The organism is Rhodococcus qingshengii JCM 15477, from assembly GCF_023221595.1.
Taxonomy (GTDB): Bacteria; Actinomycetota; Actinomycetes; order Mycobacteriales; family Mycobacteriaceae; genus Rhodococcus_F; species Rhodococcus_F qingshengii.
Genome location: NZ_CP096563.1, coordinates 4,320,766 through 4,332,500, shown reverse-complemented (window position 1 = coordinate 4,332,500; position 11,735 = coordinate 4,320,766). Strand labels below are relative to the sequence as shown.

The window sequence follows — 11,735 nt, the reverse complement described above, 5'->3', positions numbered from 1 at the left end:
GGAGGGAACGTGGGGAAGTGAAACATCTCAGTACCCACAGGAAGAGAAAACAACCGTGATTCCGTGAGTAGTGGCGAGCGAAAGCGGAAGAGGCTAAACCATGGGTGTGTGATAGCCGGCAGGTGTTGCATTCGTGGGGTTGTGGGGTTCATTTTGTCAATACTGCCGTGTTGGCCAACAGTAAGAAATCACAGGGTTAGTGGAAGTGGTCTGGAACGGCCTGTCGTAGAGGGTGAGAATCCCGTACACGAAAACTTTGTGACTGTTGTAATGGAAACCCAAGTAGCACCGGGCCCGTGAAATCTGGTGTGAATCTGTCGGGACCACCCGATAAGCCTGAATACTCCCTGGTGACCGATAGCGGACTAGTACCGTGAGGGAAAGGTGAAAAGTACCCCGGGAGGGGAGTGAAATAGTACCTGAAACCGTGCGCTTACAATCCGTCAGAGCCTTCGAGCAGTTTACTGCTGGGGGTGATGGCGTGCCTTTTGAAGAATGAGCCTGCGAGTTAGTGGCATGTCGCGAGGTTAACCCGTGTGGGGTAGCCGTAGCGAAAGCGAGTCCGAATAGGGCGATCGTAGTGGCATGCTCTAGACCCGAAGCGGAGTGATCTACCCATGGCCAGGTTGAAGCGACGGTAAGACGTCGTGGAGGACCGAACCCACTTAGGTTGAAAACTGAGGGGATGAGTTGTGGGTAGGGGTGAAAGGCCAATCAAACTCCGTGATAGCTGGTTCTCCCCGAAATGCATTTAGGTGCAGCGTCGCGTGTTTCTCACCGGAGGTAGAGCTACTGGATGGTCTAGGGGGCCCACAAGCTTACCGAAATCAGCCAAACTCCGAATGCCGGTGAGTGAGAGCGCGGCAGTGAGACTGCGGGCGATAAGGTTCGTAGTCGAGAGGGAAACAGCCCAGATCGCCAGCTAAGGTCCCTAAGCGTGTACTAAGTGGAAAAGGATGTGGGGTCGCGAAGACAACCAGGAGGTTGGCTTAGAAGCAGCCACCCTTGAAAGAGTGCGTAATAGCTCACTGGTCAAGTGATCCTGCGCCGACAATGTAGCGGGGCTCAAGTACACCACCGAAGCTGCGGCATTCACGCAATAGCCCCCAGTTGATCCACGGATTTTCTGGCAGGTGTGTGGATGGGTAGGGGAGCGTCGTGTGGCCATGGAAGCGGCAGGGTGACCTAGCCGTGGAGGCCACACGAGTGAGAATGCAGGCATGAGTAGCGAAAGACGAGTGAGAAACTCGTCCGCCGAATGACCAAGGGTTCCTGGGCCAGGTTAATCCGCCCAGGGTGAGTCGGGACCTAAGACGAGGCCGACAGGCGTAGCCGATGGACAACGGGTTGATATTCCCGTACCCGTGTGAACGCGCCCATGGTGAATCAGTGATACTAACCATCCTGAAGCCACGAGAAGACCTTCGGGTCTCGAGTTGGTGGATGCATGGGACCTGATCTGGTAGTAGCCAAGCGATGGGGTGACGCAGGAAGGTAGCTGAGCCAGTCAGTGGTAATACTGGTGTAAGCGTGTAGGGCGTGACCTAGGCAAATCCGGGTCGCACATAGCCTGAGACGTGATGCGTAGCCGATTGAGGCGAATTCAGTGATCCTATGCTGCCGAGAAAAGCCTCTAGCGAGCTTTCACACGGCCCGTACCCCAAACCGACACAGGTGGTCAGGTAGAGAATACTAAGGCGATCGAGATAACTATGGTTAAGGAACTCGGCAAAATGCCCCCGTAACTTCGGGAGAAGGGGGGCCCTGTCTGGTGACGACATTTACTGTCTGAGCTGGGTGGGGCCGCAGAGACCAGTGAGAAGCGACTGTTTACTAAAAACACAGGTCCGTGCGAAGTCGTAAGACGATGTATACGGACTGACGCCTGCCCGGTGCTGGAAGGTTAAGAGGACCGGTTAGTTCTTCGGAGCGAAGCTGAGAATTTAAGCCCCAGTAAACGGCGGTGGTAACTATAACCATCCTAAGGTAGCGAAATTCCTTGTCGGGTAAGTTCCGACCTGCACGAATGGCGTAACGACTTCTCAGCTGTCTCAACCGTAGACTCGGCGAAATTGCATTACGAGTAAAGATGCTCGTTACGCGCGGCAGGACGAAAAGACCCCGGGACCTTCACTACAGCTTGGTATTGGTGTTCGGTTCGGTTTGTGTAGGATAGGTGGGAGACTGTGAAGCGGTGACGCCAGTTATCGTGGAGTCGTTGTTGAAATACCACTCTGATCGAATTGGACCTCTAACCTCGGACCATGATCTGGTTCAGGGACAGTGCCTGGTGGGTAGTTTAACTGGGGCGGTTGCCTCCCAAAATGTAACGGAGGCGCCCAAAGGTTCCCTCAGCCTGGTTGGCAATCAGGTGTCGAGTGCAAGTGCACAAGGGAGCTTGACTGTGAGACTGACAGGTCGAGCAGGGACGAAAGTCGGGACTAGTGATCCGGCACCGGCAAGTGGAAGCGGTGTCGCTCAACGGATAAAAGGTACCCCGGGGATAACAGGCTGATCTTCCCCAAGAGTCCATATCGACGGGATGGTTTGGCACCTCGATGTCGGCTCGTCGCATCCTGGGGCTGGAGTAGGTCCCAAGGGTTGGGCTGTTCGCCCATTAAAGCGGCACGCGAGCTGGGTTTAGAACGTCGTGAGACAGTTCGGTCTCTATCCGCCGCGCGCGTTAGAAACTTGAGGAAGGCTGTCCCTAGTACGAGAGGACCGGGACGGACGAACCTCTGGTGTGCCAGTTGTTCCGCCAGGAGCACCGCTGGTTAGCTACGTTCGGAAGGGATAACCGCTGAAAGCATCTAAGCGGGAAGCCTGTTCCAAGATGAGGTTTCTCACCCCCTCGAGGGGGTAAGGCCCCCGGCAGACCACCGGGTTGATAGGCCAGAACTGGAAGTGCAGTAATGCATGCAGGTGACTGGTACTAATAGGCCGAGGACTTACCACAAAGAAGCTACGCGTCCACTGTGCGGTATCTGAAACAACACACAGATACTGATGAGAAACCCTGTTTTCTCCATCCCCCAACACCAGAAACTGGTGTTGACGGGTGGTGAAACCAGGTGATCAGAAGAAGGTTACTGTGACAGTTTCATAGAGTTACGGCGGTCATAGCGAAGGGGAAACGCCCGGTCCCATTCCGAACCCGGAAGCTAAGCCCTTCAGCGCCGATGGTACTGCACTCGACAGGGTGTGGGAGAGTAGGACACCGCCGAACACACATTAGAGAAGCCCCCCAACCAGTGATGGTTGGGGGGCTTTCTCGTACCCAAAACACCCCACCACCACCACCATCACCCGAAAGCACCGCCGCCGGCACCCCCGACTTCGAGCGAACGGCACGTTCGTCGCCTCAGATCGACCCAACGCACCGTTCACACCATCAAAGGGGCGGGCACGCCGCCGACTCACCACCCCGCCCGGGACCGAGCGAACGACACGCTCACCCTCTTAGGCGAGGGGAACGGTACGTTCACTATCAGGGCAGGAATTGGGCGAGGAAGATGCCGCCGCCGATGCACGTAGCGACTTGTTAGCCAAGGTATAGATTGTGAACCGTCTCATAAGTCCGAAGTACTCTCCGATTTTGTGCCTTCGTCCCTAGCACTTTGGCCTAGGCTGAGTCTCATGGTGGGGTTGAGCAGCTCGAGGGTGTCGCATTTGCGACTCGTTCCGACGGAACCTGAAGAACTGCAAAGGTTTGTACTAGAAGCTGGCGGAGGGCGTGGGGGCATTCAGATTGCGCGATCGTTGCGTTCGAAGAGGCGCGCGGTACCGGCGCAATACGCGATACGTATCAGTGTCGACAATGTTTGTCGGCGGCCATGAAATTCTGCCCGGAGACGGCCACGAAACTGCCCGCTGGCGGACATGAAACCTGCCCGGTGGCGGTCATGGGATCTGCCCGACACGACGTCGTCTGCCTCACCGGCTCCGACGGTTGAGGCCCCTCCTCAGGTGCGATCGGCGGTGCTGAAGCGCCCGTCGCCCTGAGGAGGGACAACTTGAAGTCTGCCGAGGAGATCATGGAAATCCTGGATGCCTACGACCTGACAGGGTCGTTGCGTGATGCCGGCGAGCTGGCCGGATGCTCGCACCACACGGTCAAGCACTACGTGGACCGCCGTGCTGCCGGGGGTGAGCTGGACAAGGCCGTGACTCGGCCGCAGTTGATCGATGAGTACCTGCCCAAGGTCGAGGAGTGGGTCGAGCGGTCCAAGGGCAAGGTCCGTGCCGACAGAGCGCACGAGAAGCTGCTCGCGATGGGCTACAAGGGTTCGGAGCGCACCACCCGTCGTGCGGTCGCATCGGTGAAGAAGTCATACCGGTCAGGACATGTGCGGGTCCACCGGCCCTGGGTCACCGAGCCGGGGATGTGGCTGCAGTACGACTACGGCGACGGACCTGTCGTCGACGGCGTCAAGACGGTTCTGTTCGTGGCGTGGCTGGCGTGGTCGCGGTTCCGGGTCGTGATCGCGCTGCGCGATAAGACCATGCCGTCCGTGTTCGCCGCGCTGGACCAGACCTTCCGCCGGTTGGGTGGGGTGCCGACCTACGTGCTGACCGACAACGAGAAGACCGTCACGACCGAGCACATCGCCGGGATCCCGGTCCGCAACGGACAGCTCGTCACCTTCGCCGAGCACTACTCGGTCGTGGTCCACACCTGTGTGCCGGCGGATCCGGCGTCCAAGGGCGGCACCGAGTCGTCGGTGAAGATCAGCAAGGCCGACCTGGTGCCCAAGGACACCAACCTGCGTGAGGAGTACGCGTCGTTTAGCGAGCTCGAGGAGGCGTGTGAGGCGTTCTGTCAGAAGGTCAACACCCGGGCTCACCGGACCACGAAGCGGCCACCGGTCGAGATGTTGGCCGAAGAGCGGACACGGCTACACCCGGTCCCGACACAGCCGCACACAGTCGCGTTCGGCACCACCCGGGTAGTGCCGGGCAACACGCCGATGGTGATGTTCGAGTCCGGCCAGTACTCGGTGCCACACACCCTGCTCGGCGCCACGGTGTGGGTTCGTGCCCAAGGACTCGGCGACGGCGAGGAGGTCGTCATCGTTCACGTCGGCGAGGACGGACCCGCCGAGGTCGCCCGCCACGCGCGCGCGACGCCGGGCACGCCGAGGATCAACGACGAGCACTTCCCACCGCAGCCGGAAGGTCCGTTGAACCGGCAGCCGCGAGCGAAGAACCCAGCGGAAGCCGAGTTCCTCGACCTGGGCGAGGGCGCCCGCCTGTGGCTGGTCGAGGCCGCTGCGGCGGGCACGCCGCGGATGAGGGTCAAGATGGCCGAAGCCCTCAGCCTGGCCAAGCTGTTCGACCCCGTCGAGGTCGACTGGGCACTCGGCCACGCCGCCGTCCACGGCCGGTTCGCCGAGGCCGATCTGTCCTCGATCCTCGACCACCACGCCCGGCAACCCGCTGTTGGCGAGCACCGTGCCGGCGAAGAACGGTCGCTGACCCAGGGCACCGCCGGATGGGCACGTCTCGGCCAGCACGACAGCCAGCACGACAGCCGCGAGGGGAACGAGGTGACCCGATGACGACCAAGACCACCACACCATCGATGGCGTCCGCGCCGCCGTTGCCGGCCGAGTTGGAGGACCTCTTGCGGCGGCTTCGGCTGCCCCACATCCGTCGCCACGCACCGGAGGTCGTCGCGACCGCGAAGGCCCAACGCTGGGAGCCCGCCGAGGTGCTCAAGGCTCTGTTCGCCGAGGAGGTCGCCGGAAGGGAACGCTCCGCACTGGCCACCCGCAGGGCGGCTGCGGGGTTCCCGACCGGGAAGACGTTCGATGCGTGGCAGCCCGAGGCATCCTCGATCCCGGCACCGACCCAGCAGGCACTCCGCACCCTGGAATGGGTCCACCGTCGGGAAAACCTCGTCGTGTGCGGGCCGTCGGGGACCGGGAAGACGTTCCTACTGGAGGCACTCGGTCACCAAGCCGTCGAGGCCGGGTTGAAGGTCGCCTGGTTCACCCTGGAAGACCTCGGGGTCCTGCTGCGCCGCCATCGTGCCGACGACACGGTGTCCAAGGCCATCGCCCGTGTGCTGCGCGCCGATCTCGTTGTCGTCGACGACATCGGCCTGTTGCCGGTCGCCCAGGATGCCGCCGAGGGGCTCTACCGGCTCGTCGACGCCGCCTACGAGAAGCGGTCGGTCGCGATCAGCTCGAACCTGCACCCGTCCGGGTTCGACGAGCTGATGCCCAAGACGCTGGCGACCGCCACCGTCGACCGGCTACTGCACCACGCCCACGTGTGCCAGACCAGCGGAGACTCCGTGCGACTTACCCAGGCACTCGCCGGCCGAGGGGTGAGTCCCTTGAGCTGAGTGCTCTGGTCGGTGGTGGCCGCAAGCCCACTGGGCAGATCCCATGGCCACCACCGGGCAGTTCTCGTGACCGTCAGCGGGCAGGTCTCACGACCGCCCCTGGGCAGTTCCTACTGTCCCTTGACAAATGTTTCCACTCAGATCTGGCGACGAATCCTCGTCGCGTCGGATCTGAATCTGGATGACCTGCATTCGGTGGTTCAACGGGCAATGGGGTGGAGTGACCGTCAATCGCACGCGTGGTCCAAGTCCGGCAGCCGATTTCCCGGCGAGGTCGAAGAGTACGTAGCTTCCGGGAGCAACGCAGAGCAGCGTCGGGCCGGCCGAGCGGCGATCGTAGAGTCCGCGGTACGCCTGGACGAGGTCATGGTCTCGCCTGGCGATGAAATCAGTTATCGCTACGGACGCTTCGGGAACTGGCGCCACACGCTGACACTTGAATCTTCCGAAGTACTGCCCGAAGGGTTCCAAGTTGTGTGTGCCGCGGGTCGCGGTGCTTGTCCGCCGGAGGAATGCGTCGGACCTGACGAGTACGAGCAGCTCCTCGGTGTTCTCGCTTCGGAGAAGCTGCGCTCCCATGAATGGACCCTCGAATGGCCACAAACTGATTTCGAGCCGACACGATTCGAGATCGCTGAGGTCAATAATCGACTGCATAGTCCTAGACCGGACGAGATCGCTGCGTCGTACGACATTGCGAAGCTCGTCGAATGCCTGGGACCCTCGCGAGTCCCGGAACTGCATGCGGTCCTCGCCCGAGCAGGCATTGACGATCAGTCGGCAATCGGGGAGTTGGTCCACGTCGAGGCGGGCCAACGCATTCAAGCGGTTCTGGCTCTGATCGGTGTCGAAGGGATCGGTGCCGATGATTTCTTCACGACGGTCGACGCGATGCTCGACGAACCTGAACTGGGACCTGTAAACCTTCCACAAGGGCGATCACTCTTCGCAGTGCTCAAGAAGTTCGGCCTGGTGCGAAAGCACAAAGGGCAGATTGTTCTGACGAAGCGGGGACAGTCGGCAGAGCGGGACGCGTCAATGACGTGGTCGGTGATCGTCGAGGGAGTTCCGGTTGCGCCCGGCGGCTCGCAGAGAGCGGTGGAACTCCTCGTCCTCCTTGCCGTAGCCGCCGGCATGTCCCCGGCGGATCGTCATCGTTTCGTCGCGGGAGCGCTGGAGTCGATTCGGTCGTCGAGCATCCTGATGGCTGGAGCTCAGACTTCCAGACGTGACACGTCCGGGAGCACCGTAGAGGTGCTCGGATTGATCGGCGCTACGGGGTACGAGCTGGGGAAGTTCGGCAGCAAAGCGGACTCGCCCTGGGCTGTTCACCTCGCGAGGGCGATCCTGCGGCGTTAACTCGCGCGTCGACGCAGACAACCGAAACGGGGTTCGATCCGGCAATGCCGAATCGAACCCCGTTTCGTGTACCGATAGAGATCAGATGTTCACGCCGTAGTCGCGGGCGATTCCGGCCAGTCCCGATGCGTATCCCTGTCCGACTGCACGGAACTTCCATTCGCCATTGTGGCGGTAGAGCTCACCGAAAAGCATGGCTGTCTCGGTGGATGCATCTTCGGAGAGGTCGTAGCGTGCCAGTTCGGAGCCGTTCGACAGATCTACGACGCGGATGTAGGCGTTGGTGACCTGTCCGAAGGACTGGAGTCGCGCATCGGCGTCGTGAATCGAGACGGGGAAGAAGATGTTGGTGACGTTGGGCGGTACAGCCGGGAGGTCGACGTTGATGACCTCGTCGTCGCCGTCACCTTCACCGGTGAGGTTGTCGCCGGTGTGCTCGATGGATCCGTCGGGCGAGCGAAGGTTGTTGTAGAAGACGAAGTGAAGGTCGGAAAGGACCTTGCGTTCCGGGCCGGTGACCAACGCGCTGGCGTCGAGGTCGAAGTCGGCACCACTGGTGCTGCGTGCATCCCAGCCGAGACCGACTGCGACCTTGGTCAGATTGGGTGCGGCCTTCGACAGAGATACGTTGCCGCCCTTGGCAAGTGTGACGCCCATTCAGGTTCCTCTCGTTCGAACGAAGTGGATTTCTTCGTTCGGGAGTTCTGTGTTGTCCGTTCGCGACTCACATTACCGTGAGCGGGTAGGTGCGGTTCGACCGAATAGGCACCTCACTCGAACAGCGCGCGAAGATCCTCGGCGTCGAGTCCGGTGCCCAGTGTGCCTTCGGCGTCCATGACATTCGAGAACAATGCCGACTTCTTGGCTTTGAGCGCCATGACCTTCTCTTCGATGGTGTCTTTGGCAATGAGGCGGTAGACCATGACGTTTCGTGTCTGCCCGATGCGGTGAGTACGGTCGACCGCTTGTGCCTCGGCGGCCGGGTTCCACCAGGGGTCGAGAATGAAGCAGTAGTCGGCCTCGGTGAGATTGAGGCCGAAGCCACCAGCCTTGAGGCTGATCAGGAAGACGGGGACTGCACCAGACTTGAACTCCTCCAACACTTCACCGCGATTGCGCGTCGAACCGTCGAGATAGCTGTACGGAATTCTTTCCTCGTCGAGTCGGTTGCGGACAGAACCGAGGAACCCGGTGAATTGGCTGAAGATCAACGCACGGTGTCCGCCGGCAATGACGTCGTCCAATTGCTCGACGAGAGCGTCGACCTTGGCCGATGGGACGGGTCCGCTTTCCTCGTCGACCAGCGAGACGTCGAGACTGAGTTGGCGTAGCAGCGTCAGCGATTGCAGGATCGTGAATCGGTTCTTGTCGACGTCGTCGAGCAGTCCGAGAATCTTCTGCCGTTCGCGTTGCAGGTGGGTGTCGTATATCGCGCGATGGCTCGGATGCAACTCGATCTCGAGTACCTGCTCCTGCTTGGGCGGCAAGTCCGCAGCCACCTGTTCCTTGGTGCGCCGCACCATCAGCGGTTTGACGCGTCGTCGCAGTTGCGCCAATCGTTCTGCATCACCGTCTTTTTCGATGGGAGTGCGGTAGAAATCGGTGAAGGTGGTGGGGCTGGGAAACAGTCCCGGTGCAGTGATCGCGAGCAGCGACCACAACTCCATGAGATTGTTCTCCATGGGTGTTCCGGTGATCGCGAGTTTGAACGGTGCGTTCACCGCCCTCGCGCACTGGTGGACCTTGGACTTGTGGTTCTTGGCGAATTGGGCTTCGTCGAGTACCAGTCCGGACCAGCGGCCCGCGGAATACGCATCGGTGTCGAGGCGGAAGAGGGCGTACGACGTCACGACGATGTCCGCCCCGTCGACGAGTGCGGCCAGATCGGTTTTTCTGCGGCGCAGCGTGTCCGTGATGACAGCGGTGTGGAGGGTCGGTGCGAACTTCGCCACTTCGGACTTCCAGTTGGAGACCACGCTGGTGGGTGCGACGATCAGAAAGGGAGGCGCGGCTGGATTCGACTGCCTTGCAGCGCAGATCATTGCGAGGGTCTGCAGTGTCTTGCCCAGGCCCATGTCGTCGGCGAGTATGCCGCCCAGGCTGTGCTGGCGCAGGAAATTGAGCCAACGGAATCCGTCGACCTGATAGGGACGTAGCGTTGCCGTCAACGTGTCCGGGACTTCGACGGGATCGATGCCCGAACTGCCGAGCAATCCTGCGATCTGCTTCTTCCAAGCTGCTGCTTGATGTTCGACCCTTCCGAGCGCCGTCAATTCTTCCCACAGTCCGGCCTGAAATTTGCTGATCCCGAGTTTGCCGGTAGGCCGATCGAGTAGCGACCGCGCTTCGGTGATGAGACGGTGCAGGCCGAGTAGTTCAGGTGCGTCGAGCCGAAAGAAGGCGCCGTCCGGTAGCAGTATGTGAGTCTCGCCCTTGCTCAGAGCAGAGAACAGTGTTGTGAACGGAACGCTTTGTCCCGCAACATCGACGGTGACATCGAGGTCGAACCAGTCGGATCCGCTGTCCCCGTCGGGGGCTGATGTGCTGAGGCCGATCACGACAGCGTCGTCTGCAGGCCGGTAGTCGGCGGGGGTTCCTGCAACCGTGAGGTCGATGGCGTCGTGCGCTTCGAGTTGGGGCAGGAGGTCGAGTGTGAACTGCATGGAATCGAGGCCGGTCAAAGTTCCCGCGAGAGTGGCCTTCGCCGCGGCCGCGCCGAGGCTGTTGGTGATGGCATCTTCGGCAGCGTGATTGCGGACCTCGGACTCGTCGGTGGTTGCATCGGCGGTAGAAATGATCAGTTCGTCGGCATCGACGGTGTACTTCCATGCCGACTCGATGTCGATGCGGTGGTCGCCTTCGTAAGTGGCCATCAGTTGTAGCCGAGGACCGGACACAGTCGGTGGGTTGTAAGCACCGTCGGAAGATAGGACGGGAGCGAGGCTTCCGAGTTTGAACACGAACCGCGAAGTGAACGCATCTCGATGCTCGGCGGGTATGTCGACTGACTTTCCGGAGTCGATCAACTGCCTCAATTGGTGGGTGACCGGCGTGTGCAGCGGTGCGAGCGTGATCGCGTTGGCGGCGTCGAGCGCGAAGACACCATGTGCCGGCGTACCGACAAGTCCCCAGTCGGAATGGGTGATGATGTGCCCATCGGTCTGAATTCGGGGAGTGAGACGGAGGTTGTCGTCTTCTGCTCCGTGGACGTCGAGGCAGATGTTGGTGTCGTCGAGTAGGGAGATGTTGCCGAGGCCGGCCTTCGAGTGAACGAGTGAAACGCCGACGCTGATCGCCTCATCAAGAAGCGACCAGAGTTGCGGGCTCGGAAACCCGGCAAGATCGATCTCCGCTGCATTCTGATTTCGGTAATGGTTGCCGGCGCTGTGGAGGAGATGTATGTCGCGTAGAACCCGGAGGTGATCTGCGGGGAACTGAAAAGTGCTTCCGAGTTTGTTCCAGGCGAGCCCGCCGGAGATCCACCCTCTCGCTCCTGGTTGTACGGGTTTGATGATGAGCCTTGTCGATGCGCCCTTGGTTCGGGTGGTGAATTGAATGCCAAGTCCACGTGTAGTGCGGCCGGCCAGGTCTGGTCGGAGCAACTCCTCGAGCGAGCTGTCCCATCCGAGGTGTTGTGGAGTCTTGTTCGCCTCGGCCACCGCTGCGAGTACCAACGCGACTACGTGCTTGCAGTTCATCCGCACGGGACACGTGCAGAGGCCACGCGTGAACGTTGCTGTACCGGCCGCGCCGCGACTTACCGAAATCGTGCAGGTGTACGGCTCTCGCGCAGTTCCCGATACAGCGCCGGTCAAGATGTCAGCGGTGTCGTTCCATCCGATGGATTCGACTGCATTCTCCCGCAGGTAGACAAGTCCGCGGTCGTAGGTGGTTGTGCCCACGACAGCGCGAATTCGGTCGAGGTCGAGGGCCCTGACTGAATCCGGTTGCACGGGGGCCAGCCTAGTAGCGGCGACCGACAGATCTTGTCGTGGTCGTTTGTCCAAGAAAGTCCGAACTGCACGGT

At 60.8% G+C, this 11,735-nt stretch carries 5 protein-coding genes and 2 rRNA genes (1 of these 7 running past the window's edge); 5 read left to right on the top strand and 2 right to left on the bottom strand.

Annotated features, from left to right (window positions below):
• The 5 genes from M0639_RS19660 to M0639_RS19640 form a co-directional block, all read left to right on the top strand.
• Window positions 1-2,956: ribosomal RNA gene (locus M0639_RS19660) — 23S ribosomal RNA — on the top strand (it extends 177 nt beyond the left edge of the window).
• A 153-nt stretch (window positions 2,957-3,109) separates the two neighbouring features.
• Window positions 3,110-3,226, top strand: a 5S ribosomal RNA gene (gene rrf / locus M0639_RS19655).
• Between the two features lie 787 nt (window positions 3,227-4,013).
• The gene (gene istA, locus M0639_RS19650) at window positions 4,014-5,558 is read left to right on the top strand and encodes an IS21 family transposase (RefSeq protein ID WP_064075337.1); all 1,545 of its coding nucleotides are present in this window, start codon (window positions 4,014-4,016) and stop codon (window positions 5,556-5,558) included.
• Window positions 5,555-6,349 carry an IS21-like element helper ATPase IstB gene (gene istB / locus M0639_RS19645; protein ID WP_183591811.1) on the top strand — a complete coding sequence of 265 codons (795 nt, stop codon included), beginning with the start codon at window positions 5,555-5,557 and terminating at the stop codon, window positions 6,347-6,349. Before istA ends, istB begins: the two co-directional genes overlap by 4 nt.
• A gap of 120 nt (window positions 6,350-6,469) precedes the next feature.
• Complete coding sequence (locus tag M0639_RS19640; protein WP_248671210.1) at window positions 6,470-7,708, top strand: plasmid pRiA4b ORF-3 family protein; 1,239 nt, start codon at window positions 6,470-6,472, stop codon at window positions 7,706-7,708.
• Window positions 7,709-7,789: 81 nt separating this feature from the next.
• Here the strand turns inward: M0639_RS19640 and M0639_RS19635 are convergent, their stop codons facing one another.
• On the bottom strand, window positions 7,790-8,365 hold the full coding sequence (locus tag M0639_RS19635; RefSeq protein ID WP_003940660.1) for a TerD family protein: 576 nt from the start codon (window positions 8,363-8,365) through the stop codon (window positions 7,790-7,792).
• Between the two features lie 113 nt (window positions 8,366-8,478).
• On the bottom strand, window positions 8,479-11,661 hold the full coding sequence (locus M0639_RS19630; RefSeq protein WP_064074705.1) for a DEAD/DEAH box helicase: 3,183 nt from the start codon (window positions 11,659-11,661) through the stop codon (window positions 8,479-8,481).
• Window positions 11,662-11,735 lie beyond the last annotated feature (74 nt).

Bases quoted from the DNA above. Each gene is read 5' to 3' on its own strand.
- M0639_RS19635 (WP_003940660.1), bottom strand. From the start codon at position 8,365: ATGGGCGTCACACTTGCCAAGGGCGGCAACGTATCTCTGTCGAAGGCC.
- istB (WP_183591811.1), top strand. From the start codon at position 5,555: ATGACGACCAAGACCACCACACCATCGATGGCGTCCGCGCCGCCGTTG.